The sequence below is a fragment of the Campylobacter sp. RM12642 genome, from assembly GCF_020137635.1.
Taxonomy (GTDB): Bacteria; Campylobacterota; Campylobacteria; order Campylobacterales; family Campylobacteraceae; genus Campylobacter_E.
Window position 1 is genome coordinate 101,037 of the sequence record NZ_JACGAT010000004.1, and the last position, 23,088, is coordinate 124,124.

The 23,088-nt window shown below is 26.8% G+C and carries 22 protein-coding genes; 7 read left to right on the forward strand and 15 right to left on the reverse strand.

Annotation, left to right across the window (positions count from 1 at the left end; genetic code table 11):
• Positions 1–52: 52 nt before the first annotated feature.
• Genes AVBRAN12642_RS02875 through AVBRAN12642_RS02920 form a run of 10 tightly spaced genes read right to left on the reverse strand, consistent with a single transcriptional unit; the run spans position 53 to position 10,643 of the window.
• Positions 53–2,011 (reverse strand): DUF262 domain-containing protein, encoded by a 1,959-nt coding sequence (locus AVBRAN12642_RS02875; RefSeq protein WP_336607918.1) that lies wholly within the window; start codon positions 2,009–2,011, stop codon positions 53–55.
• Between the two features lie 4 nt (positions 2,012–2,015).
• Entirely contained in the window at positions 2,016–3,287 is a 1,272-nt protein-coding gene (locus tag AVBRAN12642_RS02880) for a DUF262 domain-containing protein (RefSeq protein WP_336606910.1), read from the reverse strand.
• A gap of 22 nt (positions 3,288–3,309) precedes the next feature.
• The gene (mnmH, locus tag AVBRAN12642_RS02885) at positions 3,310–4,290 is read right to left on the reverse strand and encodes a tRNA 2-selenouridine(34) synthase MnmH (RefSeq protein WP_336606911.1); all 981 of its coding nucleotides are present in this window, start codon (positions 4,288–4,290) and stop codon (positions 3,310–3,312) included.
• Complete coding sequence (locus AVBRAN12642_RS02890; protein ID WP_336606912.1) at positions 4,277–4,747, reverse strand: HIT family protein; 471 nt, start codon at positions 4,745–4,747, stop codon at positions 4,277–4,279. The genes mnmH and AVBRAN12642_RS02890 overlap by 14 nt, the downstream gene beginning before the upstream one ends.
• The gene (locus AVBRAN12642_RS02895; RefSeq protein ID WP_336606913.1) at positions 4,719–5,189 is read right to left on the reverse strand and encodes a hypothetical protein; all 471 of its coding nucleotides are present in this window, start codon (positions 5,187–5,189) and stop codon (positions 4,719–4,721) included. The genes AVBRAN12642_RS02890 and AVBRAN12642_RS02895 overlap by 29 nt, the downstream gene beginning before the upstream one ends.
• The gene (locus AVBRAN12642_RS02900; RefSeq protein WP_336607919.1) at positions 5,177–6,559 is read right to left on the reverse strand and encodes a hypothetical protein; all 1,383 of its coding nucleotides are present in this window, start codon (positions 6,557–6,559) and stop codon (positions 5,177–5,179) included. The genes AVBRAN12642_RS02895 and AVBRAN12642_RS02900 overlap by 13 nt, the downstream gene beginning before the upstream one ends.
• On the reverse strand, positions 6,541–6,906 hold the full coding sequence (locus AVBRAN12642_RS02905; RefSeq protein ID WP_214116687.1) for a YkgJ family cysteine cluster protein: 366 nt from the start codon (positions 6,904–6,906) through the stop codon (positions 6,541–6,543). The genes AVBRAN12642_RS02900 and AVBRAN12642_RS02905 overlap by 19 nt, the downstream gene beginning before the upstream one ends.
• Positions 6,893–7,576, reverse strand: coding sequence for a tRNA1(Val) (adenine(37)-N6)-methyltransferase (locus tag AVBRAN12642_RS02910; RefSeq protein WP_214120057.1), 684 nt, complete (start codon positions 7,574–7,576; stop codon positions 6,893–6,895). Before AVBRAN12642_RS02910 ends, AVBRAN12642_RS02905 begins: the two co-directional genes overlap by 14 nt.
• Entirely contained in the window at positions 7,573–9,711 is a 2,139-nt protein-coding gene (locus tag AVBRAN12642_RS02915; RefSeq protein WP_214116691.1) for a hypothetical protein, read from the reverse strand. Before AVBRAN12642_RS02915 ends, AVBRAN12642_RS02910 begins: the two co-directional genes overlap by 4 nt.
• 2 nt (positions 9,712–9,713) lie before the next feature.
• Complete coding sequence (locus tag AVBRAN12642_RS02920; RefSeq protein ID WP_336607920.1) at positions 9,714–10,643, reverse strand: NAD(P)-binding domain-containing protein; 930 nt, start codon at positions 10,641–10,643, stop codon at positions 9,714–9,716.
• Between the two features lie 75 nt (positions 10,644–10,718).
• Between AVBRAN12642_RS02920 and trpS the strand changes: the two genes are divergently transcribed.
• The 3 genes from trpS to AVBRAN12642_RS02935 are packed head-to-tail and all read left to right on the forward strand — an operon-like array spanning position 10,719 to position 15,205.
• On the forward strand, positions 10,719–11,687 hold the full coding sequence (gene trpS, locus AVBRAN12642_RS02925) for a tryptophan--tRNA ligase (RefSeq protein WP_214116695.1): 969 nt from the start codon (positions 10,719–10,721) through the stop codon (positions 11,685–11,687).
• A gap of 9 nt (positions 11,688–11,696) precedes the next feature.
• Positions 11,697–12,944: a serine--tRNA ligase gene (gene serS, locus AVBRAN12642_RS02930; protein ID WP_214120055.1), complete on the forward strand. Its 1,248-nt coding sequence runs from the start codon at positions 11,697–11,699 to the stop codon at positions 12,942–12,944.
• Positions 12,945–12,952: 8 nt separating this feature from the next.
• Positions 12,953–15,205, forward strand: a complete 2,253-nt coding sequence (locus AVBRAN12642_RS02935) for a tetratricopeptide repeat protein (RefSeq protein WP_214120054.1) — start codon at positions 12,953–12,955, stop codon at positions 15,203–15,205.
• Positions 15,206–15,219: 14 nt separating this feature from the next.
• Here AVBRAN12642_RS02935 and AVBRAN12642_RS02940 read toward each other — a convergent pair whose 3' ends face one another.
• From AVBRAN12642_RS02940 to AVBRAN12642_RS02950, 3 genes are read right to left on the reverse strand one after another with little or no spacing between them, the layout of a single operon-like run.
• Positions 15,220–15,666, reverse strand: a complete 447-nt coding sequence (locus AVBRAN12642_RS02940) for a low molecular weight protein-tyrosine-phosphatase (protein WP_214116701.1) — start codon at positions 15,664–15,666, stop codon at positions 15,220–15,222.
• Positions 15,667–15,684: 18 nt separating this feature from the next.
• A complete protein-coding gene (locus AVBRAN12642_RS02945; RefSeq protein WP_336607921.1) occupies positions 15,685–16,368 on the reverse strand; it encodes a hypothetical protein in 684 nt (227 codons plus the stop codon).
• 1 nt (position 16,369) lies between these two features.
• Positions 16,370–17,980 carry a 4Fe-4S binding protein gene (locus AVBRAN12642_RS02950; RefSeq protein ID WP_336606919.1) on the reverse strand — a complete coding sequence of 537 codons (1,611 nt, stop codon included), beginning with the start codon at positions 17,978–17,980 and terminating at the stop codon, positions 16,370–16,372.
• A 48-nt stretch (positions 17,981–18,028) separates the two neighbouring features.
• Here AVBRAN12642_RS02950 and selA point away from each other — a divergent pair, with 48 nt between their 5' ends.
• The 4 genes from selA to AVBRAN12642_RS02970 are packed head-to-tail and all read left to right on the forward strand — an operon-like array spanning position 18,029 to position 20,156.
• On the forward strand, positions 18,029–19,315 hold the full coding sequence (selA, locus tag AVBRAN12642_RS02955; protein ID WP_336607922.1) for an L-seryl-tRNA(Sec) selenium transferase: 1,287 nt from the start codon (positions 18,029–18,031) through the stop codon (positions 19,313–19,315).
• 2 nt (positions 19,316–19,317) lie between these two features.
• Positions 19,318–19,755, forward strand: a complete 438-nt coding sequence (bcp, locus tag AVBRAN12642_RS02960; RefSeq protein ID WP_214120049.1) for a thioredoxin-dependent thiol peroxidase — start codon at positions 19,318–19,320, stop codon at positions 19,753–19,755.
• 1 nt (position 19,756) lies between these two features.
• Positions 19,757–19,972, forward strand: a complete 216-nt coding sequence (locus AVBRAN12642_RS02965) for a type II toxin-antitoxin system HicB family antitoxin (protein WP_214149745.1) — start codon at positions 19,757–19,759, stop codon at positions 19,970–19,972.
• Entirely contained in the window at positions 19,965–20,156 is a 192-nt protein-coding gene (locus AVBRAN12642_RS02970; protein WP_336606921.1) for a type II toxin-antitoxin system HicA family toxin, read from the forward strand. Before AVBRAN12642_RS02965 ends, AVBRAN12642_RS02970 begins: the two co-directional genes overlap by 8 nt.
• Positions 20,157–20,322: 166 nt before the next feature.
• On the opposite strand, the gene AVBRAN12642_RS02975 is transcribed toward AVBRAN12642_RS02970, so the two are convergent.
• Positions 20,323–22,248: a BspA family leucine-rich repeat surface protein gene (locus tag AVBRAN12642_RS02975; RefSeq protein ID WP_336606922.1), complete on the reverse strand. Its 1,926-nt coding sequence runs from the start codon at positions 22,246–22,248 to the stop codon at positions 20,323–20,325.
• An 11-nt stretch (positions 22,249–22,259) separates the two neighbouring features.
• The coding region (locus tag AVBRAN12642_RS02980) for a BspA family leucine-rich repeat surface protein (RefSeq protein ID WP_336607923.1) at positions 22,260–23,088 on the reverse strand (829 nt) is incomplete at its 5' end.

Consider the following 23,088-nt stretch of genomic DNA (forward strand, 5'->3'; position numbering starts at 1 on the left):
ATTTAGATTAAAGATACACGAAACAAATTCATCTCGTGTATTTGAATTTATTTTATGTATTTTCAAATGATTTTTGTAAGACTTTTAGCATTGCATCTTGGTGGGCTATTACCTTTTCTTCATCCCAATTGTCATTTTCAAATACCTTAAAAAGCTTAAGGCTCATAATATCATTATTTTTAAACCAGTCTTTTTTGGCTATAAAAGAATTGTTACTTAAGCTTGAATTTTCACTAGAGCTAATTAATGCTAAATTACCAAAACTATGCAAAATTTCATCTTTAAATCCATCACCGTAAGCGATATTTTGAGCGTGAATGTGCTCTATTGAATTAATATATCTAAAACGATAATTTTTTTGATAGTTTGAATATTCATTATTATCTTCATCCTTATTGATTAACAAATAATATTCCAAACGATGAAACCAGTAAGTAAGATTTACTTTATAATTTCCACGATTGTTATAGTTTAAAAAACTAAATTTATCTTCATTTATATTACTTAAATCATCTTTTATTGAAATTGTATCGCCAAAATTTATTGCATTAATTTCATCAATTAAATTTGGTTTATTGTTTAAAGTATCATTTGCCATATTAAATTGTTTGATTGCCAAAAAGTCATCAATATTTTTTAGGTAGTCTTTAAGTTTGTCAGCATTGTTTTTTAATATTTCCAAACAATTTTCATTAGTTATTTCTTTTTGCTCTTCTATGATTTTATTTTTACAAAATTCTAAATAATGTGTTAAAAAGTGGTGGTAGTTGATATTATCCCCACGCCTTGCTACTCTTAGATAGTTTTGAATAGTTTCTAAAGCCTTTAAATTATTTTTGAAATTCTCATCTTTATTTAATTCTTCATCTTTTATATTGTTAAATTTATAATAAGCCTTATCGCCATCTTCTAATTTTTTCTTTATCACAAATGCATCAAAGATGATTCTATAATCTTTTAAAGCTTTTATGATTATTTTTGCTTGTTCTGCTTCCAAATTAACATTTAATTTATCCCAAGTGTTTTCAAGGAATTTGTCTTTTTTTATTAATATTTGTGTTCCTTCTTTGAAAATCTTTTTACTAGGTTCTTCTTTTAATTCTTGCCTTGATAAAATCTTAAAAACATGCAAAACAAAGGTAGGAAAATCAATTATACTCTCAAATTCTGCTCGGTTATTATCATTATTTGAATAATTTTGTATTTTTTTTGCATTATCAATTATATTGTTAATAGTTGGAGCTTCCCCACTTGTATTCTCATAATTTTTAGAAAAATCAGAAAAATAATTCATCTGCGAACATTCATCAAATATCCTAGCGTATTCTGTAACTTGGCTGTTATCATTATCACTTATTAGTTTTAATAACCTTGCCTTTAAAATATCTGTGCCATCAAGCTGAACGCCTGTATTATTCATCCTTACGAAGTATTTATTTATCTCGACTTGATCGCCTAAAATCACTAGATTAAGCTTAACATTAGTAAAGATAAAATTACAAAAGCTTTTTAGCTCATTGTCTTCAAAATACTCATCAAAATAATCAAAAGCTAATTTAATATTTGCATTTGTTTTTTCAAAATCATAATCCCAAATAGCATTTTCATCATCTTCTCTAATAGGCATATGAATTCTGCATTTTTCTTCTTTACCTTTTTGAACAAAAGCAAATTTATAAGCTTTTTCAAAATCTCCTTTTGCTTCTTGCATTTTGTTATTTTTAAAGCACATATACACACATAAGAAAAATATCGTGCTAAGCCTTTGCTGACCATCTACAAGCTCAAAATTATCTTCGTTGTTAGCCACCACAACATTTCCTATAAAATGAGATTTGTTATTATCATTCATACAATTCTTAAAATCATCTAAAAGAGCTTTTATTTGCTCATCTTTCCAAGCATAAAGCCTTTGATAAGGCGGAATTATAAATATTTTATTAAATTCATTATTTGATAAAATTTCACCTAAACTACAAATCTGCGAAGTTGTTTCTTTATATTGTTTCATTTTATTATCCTACATAATGACCTAAAACCCCATATTTTTTAAATTCTTCATTTAAATAATCTTTACATAGCTCTTTATAGTCTTTACGCTTTCCACCATCGATTGGATTTTCTGCGATCTTTTCTTGCTCATACGCATAACACTCCCTAGCTATCTCATCAAGACTTTCATAAATCTTGCTCTCATAATTATTTAAGAATATAGTTTTTATGATTTTTTCACTACTACCCATCGTGCTTTCCCATCGCACACTTTTATAGATAAGTCTATTTATATAAATAATCCTTGTAGTAAATCTTATCATCTTGTTAAAATTACCACTTTTAAACCTATCCATAAACACCACCATACACATACATAATGCGTTTTGCAAATATCCTGTCCCATCTAAGTGATTTAACTTTTGATAAAAATCTGCTTGCTTTATGATTTTTATCATTTCATAAAATTTTCTAAAATATTCAAAAAACTCAACCCCATTTGCAAAATCGCTAATAATTCCATAATCACACGAACTTGGCCCTGATAAATTTTCTTTACAAAACTCATCAAATATCAAATCATCACTCCACCACTTGGTTCTTTCGTGCTCTTGTTTGATGATTTTCCTAGTAAAATTTAGTATTTGATTTAAAAATTTATTGATATTATCTTTATCGGCATTTATAACGCTCTCAAAATATCTAGCATTAGCATTTTGCAAATCTTTATGATGCTCTTGCATGGCTTGTAAATGAAAAGCTTTTATTAAATCATAGTTTTCTAGCTTTTTGCCTTTTGAGTTGGTATTGTCAAAAAAGATAAAAGCATCATCGGCTTTTGTTGTAGCTACTATTATAAATTGAGTTTTTTCTAGATTTTCTAAAAAATCTTTAGCCTTATCTTTATTACTCAAATAGTTTTTAATATACTCGTAATTAGTCTTGATATTATCTTGAGAAATTTTATGAAAAAAGCTTACATTACTTAGGTAGTTACTATATCCATTGTGATTTTCCATAACAATTTTATATTCACTTAACACCATCAGAATAAGCTTAATCGTAGTTAGTCTTTGCTGTCCGTCTATTACTTCATAAATTGTTTTATCATCTCGCTTGATTTCGTGTAAAATAATAGAGCCAAGCAAAGCTCCACTTTCACTATTTTCAATATCTTTTAAAAGCATTTTTATTTGTTTTAATTCCCATACATAAGGGCGTTGATAATCAGGTATGCTAAGATTTCGTTCGGTTAATTTATCAAAAGTTAATATGCTTGAGCTTACATTATCCATAAAAATCCTTTAGATTATAAAATTACAATTTCATTAACTCATTTTTAGCTTTTTCTAAATCATCAAGATTTAATAATAAATCAAATTCCTTAGGTTTTTTATAGACCTTATCATAATAATTGACTAAAAGTATTTTTGCTACACTTTTTAAATCCTTATTATTATAAGCAGTGCTTAGCTCATAAACTAAGGCATTTCCTAAATAAGGCTTTAATCTCTCAAGACAAAAATAAAAAAACTCCGAGCTAATGTTTTGATAATCATTCACACAATTTTGCACTCTAATATCCAAACTAGCTTCGCAAAACACCTTAATACCGCTATTCATTTGCTCGTAAAAATTATTAAATAAAGTTATAGTTCCTATGTTTTTGCTCTCTGCTTCTATGAATACTTTTGCATCTTTTAATACTTTTAATTCATTTATTAGATTTATATCAAATTGTTGTTGGCTAGGTTGTAAAAACCCACGAGAGCCAAAAGTTGAGCCGAAATGATGGGCTAATTTTTCTAAATCTATTTTATTATCAAGTAATTTTAAAAGCCTTGTTTTACCACAAGCTGTATTTCCTGCTAGGCTTACAAAATTAGGATTTTGATAGCTATTAAGATATGAAATCATCTCGTTTCTAAGTTCTTTAAAACCACCTTCGCATTTATAGACTTTAAATCCAATCTCACTTAAAATATGACCTATCGCGCCACTTCGCTGACCGCCCCTAGCACAATAAATATATATTTCATCTTTATGTGGATTTGCTATATTTTGTATTTTTTTAAGATGAATGCTTGTGTTTTTACAAATAAAACTAGCTCCTAATAACTTTGCGTTAAATTTATTAGTAGCATATTTTGTCCCTACTAATTTATGCTCTTCGTTATTTAAAGCAAAAAAGTTTAAGGCTTTTTTTAAATGTGCTTTTTTGTATTCATTTGGACTTCTTGCGTCTATTAAAATATTTTTATTAATATTTAAAAATTCTTTAGCACTAATTAGCTGCATTGTAGTTTTTAAAGCTCTCTTTTATCTTTAAATATAATTCATCTAGGCTAGTCCCTATAACTCTAGTATCACAAATAGTGGTTATAAAATTAGTATCCTTATGCCATCTTGGTAAGACATGTAAATGCAAGTGTTTTGCTATACCAGCACCTGCTGCATCGCCTAAATTAAGTCCGATATTTACTCCTTGTGCGTGCAAGGTTGTTCTCATAATATTTTCAGCAAATCTAGCTATTTTTGCCATTCTAAGCCAAATTATCTCATCTAAATCGTTTAAAAACTCAACATGCTTTCTAGGAGTTATTAGAATATGTCCTGGAGAATAAGGATATTTATTCATTAAAACCCTACATAACTCATCTTCATAAACTAGCACTTCACTATCTTCGCAAAAAGGACATAAACTTCTATCTTCTTTAAAATATTTATCACGCCAAGGTGCTTTTAGGTGTTGCATTAAGAATTCCTTTATATTTAGTATTTGGAACATTTTTTAATAATTTATCGTTAGCAATAAAAATATCAAATTGTTTTATGGTAGCTTTAAATAAATCTATATTATTTTTAGCTAAAAATCCTAAGCTAAAACCACAATTTTTTGCAAGATTTAATAAATCATTATTAGCAATTTTATCCAAAATAATCCCATCAGCTCCGTAAATACTAGCTTTGATTAATTCATCTTCGCTTAAGTTTTTTGAATAATAAAATAAATGTTTTTTAACATAACGCCTAGCATAACCTAGCTCATCAAAATCACTGGTAATAAAAGCATCATTTAAATCATTTAAGTCATAGCTAAATTTAATTATTTCATTTTTAAATTCACTTAAATCTCTTGGATAAAACAGATTAAATCCAAGGCTTTTTATTAGAATTTCTTTGCTTAATTCTTGCATTTATTTATCCTTTGATTATGTAGTTTTATTTCATCTTCATTTAAAACATCTTCGTTTTGTAATACTTTTTGCATAGTTTCTTGTGCGTTTTTGCAATCATTTATTAAATAATATCCCCAAGCTAAAGTATCAAGAAAATAAGCATTATCAGGTTCTTGTTCTAAAGCTTTTTGTATTAGTTTTATACCTTTTGCAATATCAATTTTTTCATCAATTATTGTATAAGCATATATATTTAGCATATTAGGAGCAACGCCACCTTTAGCTACTAATTCATCTAATTTGAAATAATCAAATTCTTTAGGATTATCTAGCATTTCGTATATATATGATTCTATTAAATAACTATTATTATTTTCTTTAATTGCTTTTTGATATAAAAATTCACTAAGTTTTTTATATTCTTTTAAATTAAAATATACTTTATAAGCTAATTCATCATCTAAATTAGCTATTTCATAAAGTTCTTTTTTCTTGTTAAATTCCAATAATTTCTTAGTTATTGTGTATAAAATATCTTTATTATTTGTAAATTCATAAAGCTTCATTCCTAATCTAAAAATCTCATTAATATCTGAAGAATTATTAAGTTCATAAAGCGCTTCTAATCTATACAACAAAAACAATGAATAATCAGGATTTATAGGCACTAATTTAGTATATTCTTTGATATTTTTATAATCTTTTTCTTTAAATAATTTTAATATTTGTTCTGAATAGCCTTTAGGGTCTAATCTAATCGTTTTCTCCCACATATTAAGAGCTTTTAAAGCATTTAAACGCATTAATAAAAAAGGAGCTAATTCTGTATCTACTTTATTATTTTCTTCTGCGGTTTTATTAAATTCTTCTGTTAGTTTTACTACATCTTTATATTTTTCGTTAGCCATAAGCATTTCAATATATAAATATAATGAGTATAAATTGCTATATTTTTTATAATAATCTTTAGATATTTGTAAGGCTTCTTTTTTTAATCCTTGATTAAACAGCTCCTTACTCATAGCATTAGCTAGTGTAAAATCTTCGTTTTTTGATATGAATTTGTAATATTCTTTTTTTGCTTGTTTATAATTTTTTTGTTCTACTAATTTAACAATGTCTAGTTTTTTGATTAAATTATTATCTTTATCAATATCTCTTAAAGTATTTACTGCTTTATCCATATTTAAATTAGCAATAAAACCTTGTTTTATTCCATTTTCTAAATAAGCTTTTAATTTTGTTTCATCATATAATTTTAAATATGATTCGCTAGATAATTTAGCATTATTATTTTCGTTTAACATTGCATTTAAACGCAAATCATCAATACTATCAGCAAAAGTAATACTAGCTAATAAGATTAGTATTAATTTACTCCAATACATTCTTTTTTAAGCTCCTTTAGGTTATTTTTAAAATATTCCCAAAACGGAAATGTTCTACATTGCATAGGTCTTGCTTCATATACTCCACAATTTTTATTAATTTCATCAAAAAATATACAAGCAAAACCATTGTTATATGGTTTTTCAATTAGGCTAAACCTAACGCCTACTTTAATGCAATATTTATTAACAAAATCATTAAAAGTTGTATTTTTTATCTTAGCTAGTTGGATAATTTCATCGCTAGTTAAAAATATATAACCACTCTCACCCGTGCAACACTTACCGCCACACTCACTGCATTTACTCTCATCAAATGAATATGAGTAATCTTTATTGTAAATCATAACTTTGAACCTTGATATTTTGATAAATTGAATTAAATTCTTTTGTTGTGCCATTACTATCGTTACATATTAAAGGTGGCAAAATCAGCACATCGCTTTTGCTTAATTTTCTTGCTTTAATTAATACTAAATTTGATGGTTTTTCTGCTTTTGTGTGAATAAATCTTATTATTTCGCATTTTAAATTCGTATTTTTTAAGGTTTCAAATATTAAATCAATTTTTTTAGCATCATAACAAAAATATAAAAAACCTTTTGGTTTTAATAATTTATCAGCACTTTTTAGCAATATTTCAAGTGGCAAAAAATCAATATGTCTTGAAATATTTAAATGCTTATTTTGTGCTTGCATTTTAGAATAAAATGGTGGATTAGAGATTATAAAATCATAATAATTATAAACTTTATAATCTTTAATATCACCTAAAATTACTTTATAATCAAGATTATTTTTTTCATAATTTTTTTTGCATAGTTTTACATTTTCTTCTTGAATATCAATTGCATCTATTTTTATATTTTTATTTTCGCTTAATAATAGGCTTAAAATTCCACTCCCAGCACCAATATCAAGTCCTATTCCTTTAAGCTTATCTTTATTTATAAAATCATATAAAATTATGCTATCACTATTGTAGCGATAGCCGTTTTTATATTGATAAATTATCATTTATAAACTCTTAAAATAAAGCCTTTTTTATTGTCTTTTGAGTATTCAGGCTCTAAACTTGAGCTAATTAGTGCATTAGGAATTTTTGATTTTATATAACTTGCAGCACTTTTTGTTCTATCTTTTGATAATCCAAAATTAGCTAAGCGAGTTAATCTTTGCACTTCTTTGCTAGCCATATGAACTCCATCAATAGCACTTAAACTCTTAAAGCCACTATCATCAATTATAGGAGTTATCTCATATAAATAATTTTGATTATATTTTGCTAAGAATTTATCAAGTTCAAGCGAGCAAGTTTTACTAAGTCCAATTACTCCTGATTTTATATCATCACAAACAAAAGTATCTTGTAGTTTTAAACTATTTGTATTTAACGAACTTCCTTTTTGAGCTAATTCAAGTTTTTTTTCTAATTCTTGAATTTTTTCTTTTTTTGCTATTAGTTCGCTATTTTCTTGATTATAGTTATTTAAAGTTTTGATATTTATTTCATTTAGTTGTTTTAATAGCTTATCTTTTTCTTCTTCTAAGGCTAAAACTCTTTCAGAATTTGTATCCTTACTAATAGTTAATTTTAGTTGTTCAATCTCATCTAAAAGTGTTTTGTTTTCTTGTTTTGCTTTATTATTATCTAGTTCTTTAGCCGCATATTCTTCTTTTAAAGCAATATATTTTACATTTAGCTCATCATAAGCTTTTGAACTTTCGTAAAGCTTATTATTTAAGTCTTTAACATCGTTTTGTTTGTTACTTAAGCTATCGTTTTTATAGTTTAAAAACTCATTATTAATTTTATTTAATTGCGTGGTTAATTCTATTTTTTCTTTTTGTAAATTATCTAATTTTGTTTTTAAATCCATATTATTTGCACTACTTGCTTTTAATTGCTCATCAATTTTTTGAAGTTTTGCTATTGTTTCACTTAAATCTTTTTCTTTTTTCTTTGAGTCTAATTCTAGTTCTTTATTTTTTAGTTGCATATCTTTTAATGCTATTTCATTTTTTGTATTTTTATCTTGTAATTTAGCATTAGATTCATTAACTTTATTTAGCTCTTTTGTAAGATTATCAAGTGAATTTTGGCTTTTATCACTTAAATCCTTAATCACTTTAGTTTGTTCGTTTTTAGATTTTTCAAGTTCTAGTTTTGCTTGAAAAACTTCATTTTTTAATTCATCTCTTTGTTTTTCAATATTTTTTAAATTATCTAATTTTTGTTCCAAATCATTTTTAACTTGATTTAGTTTTAATATTGAAGTTTTGGCATCATCTAATTTTGCTTGGAGATTTTTATTATCCAAATTAAGCTTTACAAAATCAGAATTATTATTACTTTTTAATTCATCATTTAGCTTGCTTGCTGCTTTTATTTCTTTACTTAATTCAAGATTTTTTAAGTTAAGTTCATTATTTACTTTACTTAATTCAGCATTTACACTTTCTAAATTCCCTAGATTTTTTACTCTTTGTTTTAAAATATCATTTTCTTTAACCACATCTGTGTAATTTTTTTGATTTGCTATGATTTTTGCATTTGCTTTATCTAATTCATCTTGCAATTTTCTTGCTAAATTATCGTGTTCAAATTCGTCCATTTGTTTTTGATTACTAAGAGTTCCTAGTAAAGAATTTAGATTTTTAACAGCGTTTTCTTTATCATTTAAGCTTAATTTTAAACTATCGTTTTCGCTTTTATAATTTGCTAAATCTTCATTTAGCTTATCTATCATTTGCTGATATGAGTTTTTGCTATTTTCATTTACTAATAAACTTTCGTTATTTAAACGATGAACTAATTCATTATTCTTAGTTTCTAATTGTTCGTTTTGTATTTTTAATTTTTCAATTTCTTGATATAGATTTTCTATTTCATTGGCTTTGGTATTGCTATTTTTTAAGCTTTCTATTTGCTTTGTAAGCTTTACAATTCTATCATTTAATATCTTATAGTTTTGTTCTTCAAGTTTTGGCAATTGCACTTGTTTTGTTTGTTGTTTTTGCTCTATTTTTACTTGTGGTTTTATTGGTGTTTGGTTTGTTTTTGTGTCTTTAGATGGAATTACAAAATAAATTCCACCTAAAATAACAGCACAAGCACCTAAGCTATATAGTGTTAAATTCTTCTTAGCCAAGCTTAACCCTTAATAATATAATCAGCAATTTTTTTAGCGTGATTTAAAGCAGTTATTATGCTTTCTCCATTTTTACTAGCAATATCTCCTGCTACGAAAATATTTTTAACATTACTTTGCATATTTGTATCAAAAGTAGGAACGCCTTTATCATCAATTTCTATTCCACTATTTGTTAGAAAATCAACTGGAGTAGAGCCACCAATTCCATAAATTATCCTATCAAAAATCTCTTTTTCACCATTAGTATAAGTAACTTCAGGTTTGTTATCTACTTCATTTACTTCGCTAATATCAGTTGCTAATTTTAAAGTAAGTTTTGCTTCATATACATTTTTATGATTTATTTCATTAATTCTACTAAATTCAGCTCTTCTATAGCATAATGTAACATTTGCTTTTTTACTTAAATCAACAGCGTATTCAACAGCACTATTACCACCACCAACTACTAAGATTTTTTCATTTTCTTTAGCGTCGTTTGCGTTAAAATTGATAACTTTACTTAATTTTGAAGGTAGTTTATAACTTGGTTTATTTGGTTTTCCCATTCTACCTATTGAAATTACTGCATTTTTTGTTTTAAATTCGCCTTTACTTGAATATACAACTAAATTTCCATCAACTTGCTTGATTTTCTCAACTTCATTTGAAAACATTACTTCAAAAGAACCATCGCAAAGGCTTGTAAATAATTCTAATGAGCTTTCTTTTGTTCCATCTTCAAAAGGTATATTTCCTAAGTTTGGAATATCAATTTTATTATAAACTTTATCAACTCTTTTTCCATCTTTATAATAAGTTCTAAAAGTTTGACAATTCTCTACTGCTTTTTCTATTAATAAAACATTTTTTAAACCATTTTTATGTGCTTCATAAGCACTTGCAATTCCTGCTGGACCTGCACCTATTACTACTAAATCATATAGCATTTAAGCTCCTTTATTAATTTTTTTGCTCTATATTAAGCATAAATTTTAAATTACAAGTAAAGATATGGAGAACAAATGAGAATTTTTACAGGACTTCAGCCAAGTGGGGATTTGCATATAGGCAATTATTTTGGAGCAATAGCTCCAATGATGAAAAGACAAAATGATAATGAAATGATAATGTTTATTGCAAATTATCACGCTATGACAAGTATTTTAAAGGATAAAAAAACAGCTAGTAATTTTAAAGATAATATTAACAAAGCAGCAGCTGCATTTTTAGCTTTAGGATTAAATCCAAATAAAAGTATATTTTATTTACAAAGTGATGTTAAAGAAGTCTTAGAACTTTATTGGATACTATCGCAATTTACTCCTATGGGATTACTTGAAAGAGCACATTCATACAAGGATAAAATAGCAAAAGGTCTTAGTGCAAATCACGGCTTATTTTCATATCCTGTTTTAATGGCGGCTGATATTTTATTGTTTGATGCACCATTAGTTCCTGTTGGAAAAGACCAAATTCAACACCTAGAAATTACAAGAGATATTGCAATTAAATTTAATAATGAATTTGGAAATGTATTTACTATCCCTGAAGCATTAGTTGATGAAAATACTCAAACAATAGTAGGCACAGATGGTGCTAAAATGAGTAAAAGTTATGGCAATACTATTGATATTTTCACAAGTTATAAACAACTTAAAAAACAAGTAAATAAAATAGTAAGCGATAGCACTCCTATTGAAGAGCCTAAGGATTGGAAAAATTGTAATATATATAAAATTGCTGAATTATTTTTAGATGAAAATGATTTAGCAAGTCTTCGTGCAAGGTATGAAAAAGGTGGAGAAGGATACGGACATTTTAAATTGTATTTATGTGATGTTATTTGGGAGTATTTTGACAAGGCTAGAAGTGAGTATGAAAGATTATTGCAAGGTAAAGAAATTGCTGATATATTAAACGATGGTGCAAAAAAAGCTAGTATATTAGCGCAAAATAAAATGCAACAAGTTTATAAAGCTTTAAGTTTATAAGGAGAAATTATGATAGATTTAAGAAAAATTGAAGAAAATTATGAAGTTTTTAATCAAAAATTAAAAGCAAAAAAAGTAGATGATGGAGTTTTAAAAAGTTTATTAGATAGCTACAATGATACAAAAGCGTTAAAAATAGAATTAGAAAACGCTCAAAGTTTTCAAAACAAATTCTCAAAAGAAATGGGACTTAAAGCAAAATCAGGAGAAGATATAAGTGAGCTTAAAAAGTCTTTAGATGAAAATAAGAAAAAAATAGCTGAATTAAACGAAAAAGTAAGCGTAAGTGAAGCTAAATTAAATGAAATTGCAGCTTGTATTCCAAATTTAATAGCTGATTGTGTGCCTATTGGAAATGATGAAGAAGAAAATGTAGAGATTAAAAAGGTATTAACTCCACCAACATTTAATTTCACTCCAAAAGACCATCATGATTTAGGCGTGGCACTTGGTTGGCTTGATTTTGAGCGTGGTGTAAAAGTTGCTAAAAGTCGTTTTGTAGCTTTACGCGGTGAAGGTGCAAGACTTGAAAGAGCATTATATAATTATATGATAGATTTTAACCGCTCAAGAGGATTTGAGTTTGTAAATACTCCTTATATTGTAAATGCTAATACTATGTTTGGCACAGGACAATTACCTAAATTTAAAGATGATTTATTCAAAATTGATGGCGAAGAATTGTATTTAATCCCTACAAGTGAAGTTAGTGTAACAAATCTATATAATGATGAAATTATAGCTTTAAATGAATTGCCTATCAAAATGACTTGCTATTCACCTTGTTTTAGAAAAGAAGCAGGAAGTGCAGGGCGTGATACAAAAGGAATTATCCGCCAACACCAATTCGGAAAAGTTGAACTTGTAAGCATTAGTACTCAAGAAGATAGTGATAAAGTATTTGAAGATATGCTTAGTTGCGCAAGTGATTTATTAACAAGCTTAGGTTTAGCTCATAGACATTTAATGCTTTGTAGTGGGGATTTGGGCTTTAGTGCAGGAAAAACCGTTGATTTAGAAGTGTGGCTACCAGCACAAAATAAATATCGTGAAATTAGCTCTGTTAGTAATTGCTATGATTTTCAAGCAAGACGCGCAAAAATAAGATATAAAGATGAAAATGGTAAAAACAAATTAGCTCATACACTAAATGGTTCAAGCCTTGCAGTAGGTAGGACTTTAGTAGCTATTATGGAAAATTATCAAAGAGAAGATGGCACAATAGCAATACCTGAAGTATTACAAAAATATATGTAAGATAAAGTATGGCAGAAGAACAAGTAATTGTTATTGAAGAAGGAAATACTCTTCCAGTAAAACAAAGTAAGTTCAGCAAAAAAAGTATAATTTTAATCGCTGGACTTTCTTTACTTATTATTATTTTATTAGTAGTTTTGCTTTTTTTAATTTTTACTCAAGATAAGTCAAAAGAAATTAAAGTTGAGCAAAATGAGCTAATAGAGCCAAAAATAAGCATTCAACAATTTAAAAGCCAAAAATTAGATTTAATGGTGGCAAAAGCCAATGCTTTATACGAGAGTGGAAACAAAAGTGAAGCTTTAAAAATATATGAAAATATAGCTAAATATAATGAGAGTTTTTCGCATTATAATTTAGGAGTTTCAAGAATGAAACAAGCAAACTATAAAGGAGCTTTAGAGAGTTTTCAAAAGGCTTTAGAAAATAATGAAAATAACACGGTGGCTGCTTTAAATGCTGCTGTTTGTGCTTTAAAATTACAAAAAGATAAAGAATTTAAATATTATATAGATTTAGCATATTCTTATTTAAGTAATGAAAAAAACTCAAGCCTTTATTATTATTATTTAGGTTTAGTGAATTTTTATAAAGGATTTTATCCTGAAGCTTTACAAGCATTAAATAAACAAATCCATCCACTTTATCAAAACGACGCAAGATATTTAAGAGCAAAAATATTAAGCTCATTTAATAAAAGTTCTGATTCTATAAGAGAGATTAATTTACAAGATTCTTATGATAAAAATTTATCTTTAGGATTGCTTTATGCAAGAAATGCTGAATATAACAAAGCAAGATTTTATTTAAAAAATGCACTTGAAAAAAGAATAAAACCAAAAGAGACAAAATTAGCTTTAGCTTTAGTTGATATAAAATTAGCAGAATATCAAGAAGCTTCAAGGTTTTTAAAAGAATTAGAGAAAAATGATTTAGAGTGGCTTAAGTCAAGCTATAATGTAAAAACAACCATAGATGATAGGATATTTGATATAAATTACGCTCAACATACTTATGAAAAAACCTTTATAGATTCAAAGCAACAAAAATATGATTTGATATTTTATTTTTCGCCTTTTAAGGTATTTGATGCGACAAGTGCGACTAAGATGATAAATAAGGCAAATGTTAATATTTACTTAGATGATTTAGATAAAAGTTCAAATTATCTTAAAAATAGTCAAACTTTATCAAAGATAAATATACAAATTACAAAAGCTTTAAATTATGCTTTTAGTTATGATATAAAGAGTGCTAGTGAATTATTAGAAGAATTAGTAAAACTTTATCCGCAGCATAGTATTTTGCAATATGATTTAGGTTTAGCATATGCACTATTAGGCAAATATGATTTAGCAAAAAAGCACTTTTTAGCTAGTTATCATTTAGACCCTAAGGATTTAAGAGCAGGAATTTATGCTTTATTTTGTTCGGATTTATTGTATGATGATACTACGAAATTAGAGCAAGATTTACAATATAATTTAAATTATGTTGAAGATGAAAAAGATAGAAATTATTATTTAGCATTGCTTTCAATTAAGAAAAAAGATTATGTAAATATGCAAGGTTTTTTGAACCAAACTAATACAAATAATATTAGTAATATTAGTTTAGAAATTCTTGGATTTTATATGCAAAATGATTATGACAAGATGATAGATAAATCAAAAGTTTTAATAGACTTAAGTGATAATGACATAATCGCAAATATTTTATATTTTTCTTTAAAAAATAATAAAAAAGATGTAAAAGCCTATGCTAAAGATGTTCAAATGTATTTTCTTAATAAAAAATTAGATTATCGCTCATTATTTGGTGGTGCTAAAATAGTAGGGTATAACTATGTAAAATTAATGCAGATTTCAGGTCTTTTACAACAAGAAAGAGAAAAATTAAAGCAATATTTAAAAACTAATGAAGACATAGGAGCTTTAAAAGCGCTTGCTTATATAGATATTTATGCTAATGAATTTGAAGAGAGTTTTGCAATTTATAATAGTTTGATTGATGATTATCATATTGAAGATTCTGATATTTTATTTTTAGCTAGTGTTGCAGCTATTGGAGCAGGGCATAATAATTCAGCTATAGCCTTACTTGAGCTATCTCGTGTAAAAAATCCAAGCAATCTTGAATCAAGATTGGCTTTAGCTTTACTTTATCACGAAGCAAAAAATTATGAATCAGCTATATCGCAATATGAGAAAATGAATGATGAATACAAATCAGAGTTTTTTACATTTCAGATATTTAGATAAGATTTAGTTTTTAGCTAAATCTTATTATTTTCAATTTCTTTTAAAATGTTTTTACAAGCATTATTTAAAATCATATAAACTTCATCAAAATTATTTGTATACCAAGGGTCAGGCACATTTTTATATCCTAAATCACAATAAGAACATATTGGTTTTACTTTATCTTTAAACTCAGAAAAATTATTTAAAACATCTTTATAATTACTCTCGTCCATAGTAAGGATTAAATCATATTCTTGGCATAATTTTTTTGTGAGTTTTTTTGATACGAAATTATCGCATTCAATATTTTTATTTTTTAAAAGTTTTTTCGTGCCTATATGCATATCTTCTCCATCGTGATAACCTGCTGTTCCTGAACTTGTTATTTTAAATTCTTTATTTTTGCATAAGTCTTTCATAATAAACTCAGCCATAGGAGAGCGACAAATATTGCCTAAACATACAAACATTATCTTCATTTTATTCCTTTATAAAACTTATTCTATATTTTCTTTAAAGCTAGTTAGCTCACTCATATTGATTTTTGAAAACTCGGTTGGAAGTCTTGGTTCATAAGGTATTCTTTGCAATGCTTTATCTGCAACCGATTCTTTTTTAGCAGGTGCATTTACACTATAAAATGCCCTTTCAATTTGTGTTAAATAAGATATGATATTTGCAATATGAGTAAATATTTTTGAGTTTTTATGAGTTTGTAGTTTTTCACAAAACTCATCTACAACTTCATTAATAATTCTTGAAAATAGCTCCTGACATAATTCATCATTATTTTTGCATAAAACGCTACCTAGATAAAATAAAAAATTCATACTATCTTCATTATCGCTAAGATTTGTGTTTTTGATTAAATTAGCTCTTTTTAAAATTCCTGTTGCAATTATTCTCATTTTGCCATTATCACGCCCTTCATCATAAAAACTAGCATCAGTAGGCACATTTACATAAGAAAAATCATAAAAAACAGCATTTTGCTCATCTTTATAAGCTGCATAATCAGTATCTAAAATTACTTTAAAATCATCTTTTAAATCATCTAAATTATCATAAAAAAACTTAGCTTGTTCTCTTAAAGTATTAAAATCATCATTATTCATAAAGCTAATTGCTCTAGCACAAAATTCGTAAAAATATGACCTAGTTATATTTAATTCTTCGTTCATTTTAACCTTTCAAAAATTTATTTAATTTTTCTTCAAGTGGTGCAAAAAAACTATTTGTATCATCAAAAACTTGAGCTTGTTTTAGCATCATTATCTTAGCCTTACAATCAGCACAGCAATAAAGCGAGTATTTTTTCGTAACATCAGAGCTAAAAGCAGCCCCTAAAATACCAGCTATTTTATCAATTGATTTTTTAGTAGCAAATTCTTTACCACACTCAATACAAGCAAACAATTCATCTTTAGCTAAAGTTTTATGAGTAAAGCTAATCGGATTTAGTTCTAAAATATCATTTTGTATAAAAATAGTATCTTTTTCAGCACAAGAATTTATGCAATATCCACAACTTGTGCATAATGATGCGTTAAATTTAATAGCGTTTTCTTTACTATCAGCTAAAATTGCATTCGTATTACAAGCCCCAGCACAAGAAGCACAAAGGGTGCAAGTGCTTTCATTTATGCTAATTTTTGCATAATTTTTAGCAGTGATTACGCCTTTATCTAAATTATTTAACATAGAAGAGATTTTTAAGCCAAAAAGCTCTCTTTTATTTAGTCTAAAATTACTTTCGCTTGATTTAAATTCTTTTATCAATTCATTTGGAATTTCATCTAAATTTGCATTTACATATATGGCTATTTTTCCTGTGATTGCCTTGCAAATATCATTTACTAAGTTGATTTTTTCGGCTAAAAATTCGCTAATATCTCCAACTATTGCAATGCTTTTACCACTTGTATTTATTAAATGTAAAAGTATTAATTCATCCAATAAATCAAAAGGTATATTAAATGGTAAAAAATGCTTTATATTAAAATCATTATCATAATTTTGAGTTATTATTATTTGCTCGTTTTCATAGATTTTGCTAATTTCTTTTATGCAATCTTTATTAAACTCACAAAACTCAAGTGCATTAGTAGGACATACACTTACGCATTTTGCACAATTAATACAATCAATTTCGCTTATTATGATTTTTTTATCATCAGTGCTTAAAGCCACGCTAGGACAGGCCTCAACGCACCAACCACAATGCTCACTCCTACGCCCGTCTAATTGGCATAAACTTGAATTAAACTCAATTTTTCTTGTAAAGCTAATTTTACCCGTTAAAGAATTTAAATCTTGCAATATATTTTCATGATTTATTAATACTGCGTGATTGTTTAGTTTTGTTTGTGAAATAGCTAAATCACAATCTAATTCGCCTTCTTTAGTAACTACTACAAGTGAGCCAATCCCACCATAAACAAACTCAAATTCACTAACACAAACAGCCTTATAACCATTATCTATTAATTTATTTTTTAAATCTTTATCATCAAATAATATGCAAATTCTTTTATCAATATTCGCATATAAATTAATCTCACTTGAATAATCATAATTAATAGCTCTTGCTTCATATAATTTTTCTAATTTTTCATTATTAAAAGCACTTGAGTTTTTTATATAAAAATCAATTTCAGGAGCATAGATTAAAGCATTTAAAGCCTTATCATTTGCTATTAGAAATTTCTCATTAGTAGGGCTATTTATAACGGCTATATTTTTGCCTAAATCATCTATAAAATCAGCCTTTTTTAAATATGCAAATTCTTTCATTTTTACCTTTCCTTGCTAGTATTTTAAAAAATATTTAAGGATTTTAAAATGCTACCACAAATATCAAAATTAATTAATGCCTTTAATGATAAACCTAGTTTTTTAGTTAGCTTTTTGGCTAAAGAATTAATAAATGAACTAAGAGCTACTAATAAAGAGCAAAGTTACGAGATGATACTCAAAGAGCTTAATGAAAGAATTAATAAAAGGCTATTAAAAGAGCCAAGAGCATTGATAAATGCTACTGGTGTGGTGCTTCATACAAATCTTGGTCGTGCTTTAATGAGCGAGAGTGATTATGATGAATTAAAGGCTTTTCATACTAATAATATTAATTTAGAATTTGATTTAGAAAGCAATGCAAGGGGTAAAAGAGATGAAAATCTCATATTTTATTTAAAAATGCTTTTTGGTTGCGAAGATGCACTTGTGGTAAATAATAACGCTGCTGCTGTGTTTTTAGTATTAAATACTTTAGGTAAAAACGAAGGTGTAATTACAAGTAGAGCCGAGCTAGTAGAAATTGGCGGGGGATTTAGAGTAAGCGATGTAATGCGTGAAAGTGGAGCAAGGCTTATTGAAGTAGGGACTACTAATAAGACTAAGATGAGCGATTATGAAGCCGAATTAAACAATGCAAAAATGATTTTAAAAACTCATAAATCAAACTTTTATATCGGTGGATTTAGTCAAGAAGTAGATGCGATTAGCCTAAATGATTTAGCTTGTAAAAATGAAAAAATATTTTATTATGATTTAGGTAGTGGCTATGTGGATTTAATAAATGATAGTTTAAGGGATGAGCCTAGTGTAAAAAGCCTAATATCTAAAGGTATTAGCTTGGTTTCATTTAGTGGGGATAAATTATTTTCTAGCACTCAAGCAGGAATTATTTTAGGTAAAAAAGAACTAATTGAAAAATTACGCAAAAATCAGCTTTTAAGAATGTTTAGGCTAAATAAAACTAGCTTATTGATACTTACAAAAGCTGTTAAAAATTATTTAAATAAAGACTATGCAAATCTACCAAGCCTAGCTTTATTAAATGATACAAAATCTCAAGTCTTAAACAAAGCAAAAACCTTGCAAGAGCTAATAAATTTTGGCGAAATCATAGAGAGCAAAAGCCTAGTAGGGGGTGGCTCAATGCCTGAAAAATTACTAAGTGGCTATGCTTTAAAAATTAAGGCTAATAAAAGCAAGATAAACGAACTTTTAAATAAAGGTGTAGTGGCTAATTATGATAAAGATAGCATAATAATTGATTTAAGGAGCGTTTTACCTAATCAATTAGAATGCTTAGCAAATATTATAAAAGAAGTTTTAAAGGATTAAATATGGAATTTACTTTATTAAATCAAGATGAAGTAGCGATTAATCTAAGTGATTTTCGCGGTAAAAAGGTGATAGTGTTTTTTTATCCAAAAGCTTACACTCCAGGTTGTACTAAGCAAAATTGTGAATTAAGTGAGAGTTTTGATAAATTGCTTAATGCAGGATATGTGCTGATTGGAATTAGCCCTGATAAGTGTGAAAAACTAGCGAAATTTAAAGCTGAATACGGCTTAAATCAGATTTTATTAAGCGATGAATTTAAAGAAGTGGCTAAGCTATTTGGTGCTTGGGGGATTAAGAAAAATTATGGTAAAGAATACGAAGGGCTTATTCGCTCGTGTTTTATCCTAGATGAAAACGGCGAAATCATTAAAGAATACAAAAATCACAAAGCAACAGGTTTTGCCGCAAGACTTAATAAGGATTTATTAGGAGAATAAAATGAATGCAATCATAGAAAAAGATGAGAATGGTTATTATGCTTATGTTCCTGCTCTAAAAGGCTGCGTTTCGCAAGGCGATACTTACGAAGAAGCATTAGAAAACATAAAAGAAGCAAGCGAATTATATTTAGAGAGCTTAAGTGATGATGAGAGATTAAAGCTTTTAAATGCTTTTGTCTCTATAGTTCCTTTGCAAGTTGGCAAATATGCCTGAATTACCAGTGCTTACTGCTAAAGAATGTGAAAAATTGCTTTTAGAAAACGGCTTTATTTTTGATAGACAAAAAGGTAGCCATAAGATATATTATAAAGATAATTTAAGAATGGTTTTACCTTTTCATAGCGACAAAACCTTACACCCAAAAATAATAAAGCAAGTTTTAGAGCTTATAAAATGATTTTTAATACTTTAGATGAAATTATTAAATTAGATTTTGTTTAATTAGTGGGATTTTAAAATAACAATGCTTAGCAAATATTTTAAAAGAAGTTTTAAAGAATAGAGTATAAAAATCACAAAGCAACAGGTTTTGCCGCAAGACTTAATAAGGATTTATTAGGAATTTAATTCCTAATAATGTAATCATCAAGGTTGCTATGATCAAACATATATTTAGTATCAACATCGCTAAATATAGCAAAATTAATCTTATAAGTGCCTTTACATTTATAAAACATATAGCTCATATCCTTTACATTAGTAATATTCCAAGTGTTTATTCCTTGAAAGTTTTTTCTTTTTGATTTATAAAATAATCTACTCATATCAGTTATTAAACTCGTATCAATTTCGCCTAAATTTATACTCTCATTATCTACTAAGGCTTTTAATTCTTCTTTTGTTTTAGGTTTATAAACGCTTTTTATTAGTGTATCGTTAGCAAAATTAATTTCTTGTTTATATGCATAACATCTAAATATAAGCCCATAAATATTAGCTTTTGAAATGTTAAAATTGATTGCTTGATTAAAACTTTCACACCCACAAAACATCCCACTCATATCAGTTACATTGCTAGTATCAAAGTTTAAAGCTTGATTAAAATTTATACAATTAAAAAACATTCGGTGCATATTATTTACATTACTAGTATCAAAATCTAAAGTCTGATTGAAATTCTTACATTCGCTAAACATCCCACTCATATCAGTTACATTACTAGTATTAAAATCTAAAGGCTGATTAAAATTCTCGCAAAAAGAAAACATCGCACTCATATCAGTTACATTTCTAGTATCAAAATCTAAAGGCTGATTAAAATTCTCGCAAAAAGAAAACATCGCACTCATATCAGTTACATTTCTAGTATTAAAATCTAAAGGCTGGTTAAAACTACCACATCCATAAAACATTTCACTCATATTAGTTACATTTCTAGTATTAAAATCTAAAGGCTGATTAAAATTCTTACATCTATCAAACATCCAATTCATACCGATTACTTTACTAGTATCAAACTTAAGCTCTTGATTAAAGCTTATACACCAAGCAAACATCCCACTCATACTAGTTACATTTCTAGTATCAAAATCTAAAGGCTGATTAAAATTCTTACATCTATCAAACATTCTACTCATACTAGTTACATTTCTAGTATCAAAATCTAAAGGCTGATTAAAATTCTCGCAAAAAGAAAACATCTCACTCATATTAGTTACATTTCTAGTATTAAAACCTAAAGGTTGATTAAAATTATCACATCCAGAAAACATCCCACTCATATTAGTTACATTACTAGTATCAAAATTTAAAGCTTGATTAAAATTATCACATCCACGAAACATCCCACTCATATTAGTTACATTACTAGTATCAAAATCTAAAGCTTGATTAAAATTTATACAATTAAAAAACATCCCATTCATATGAGTTACATTACTAGTATCAAAATCTAAAGGTTGATTAAAATTATCACATCCACGAAACATCCAATCCATATCACTTACATTACTAGTATCAAACTTAAGTTCTTGATTAAAGCTTATACACCAAGCAAACATCCCATGCATATCAGTTACATTACTAGTATCAAAATCTAAAGGTTGATTAAAATTATCACATCCAGAAAACATCCAACCCATATCACTTACATTACTAGTATCAAAATCTAAAGGTTGATTAAAATTATCACATCCAGAAAACATCCCATTCATATCAGTTACATTACTAGTATTAAAATTTAAAGGTTTATTAAATTTCTCACACCATTTAAACATCTCACTCATATTAGTTACATTTCTAGTATCAAAATCTAAAGCTTGATTGAAGTTTTTACAATTTTCAAACATACTGCACATATTTTTTACCCTAGAAGTGTCCCAAGTATTTATGCCGCTAAAGTCTTTTCGCTCACTATCTTTAAAAAGCTCACTCATATTAGTTATCAAACTCGTATCAATATCAGCTAGATTTATACTCTCATCACTTACTAAAACCTTTAATTCTTTTTTATTTTTAGGCTTGTATTTTAATTCATTTGTTTTTGACATTTATTCTCCTTTTATTTGTGATTTGATTGATTTAAATTCGTGTAATTTGAATTAGGAATTTCAATAATTGCAGGGCAATTTTTTAAAATCATATTTTTTATATAGGTTTTTAAATTAATTTTCATAGTATTTTTATCGTTGAATTTTTCTATTTTATTTAAATTAAAATGAAAAGTTTTATTAAGACTAACGCAGTCTTTAAACATATAAAACATATCCTTTACTAGCTTTGTATCAAATGTGAGTTCTTGATTAAAATTAGAGCAATTACAAAACATTCTATTCATATTGATAACATTTGAAGTTTTAAGATTAATTGGCTTATTTAGATTAATACAATTATAAAACATTGAGCTCATATTGTGCGTTTTTTTGCTATTGAGATTGATTTCTTGATTAAAATTAATGCAGTTATAAAGCATTTCACTCATATCAAAAACATTCTCGGTATTAAAGTCAAGGCTTTGATTAAAATTTACACAATTATAAAACATAGCATTCATTTTAAAAACATTCTCGGTATTAAAGTCAAGGCTTTGATTAAAATTAATGCAGTTATAAAACATATAACTCATATTATTAACATTAGCAGTATTTAAATCTAATGAACTATTGAAATTTTTACATTCTGCAAACATTTCGCTCATATTAAGAGTGTTTGTGGTATCAAAATTAAGGCTTTGATTAAAATTAATGCAGTTATAAAACATAGCATTCATATTTTTAACATTAATAGTGTTAAAGTTAAGAACTTTATTAAAATTAGTGCAATTATCAAACATCATTGACATATCAACAACACAATGCGTATTAAAATTAATATCGCTATTAAAGGCATTG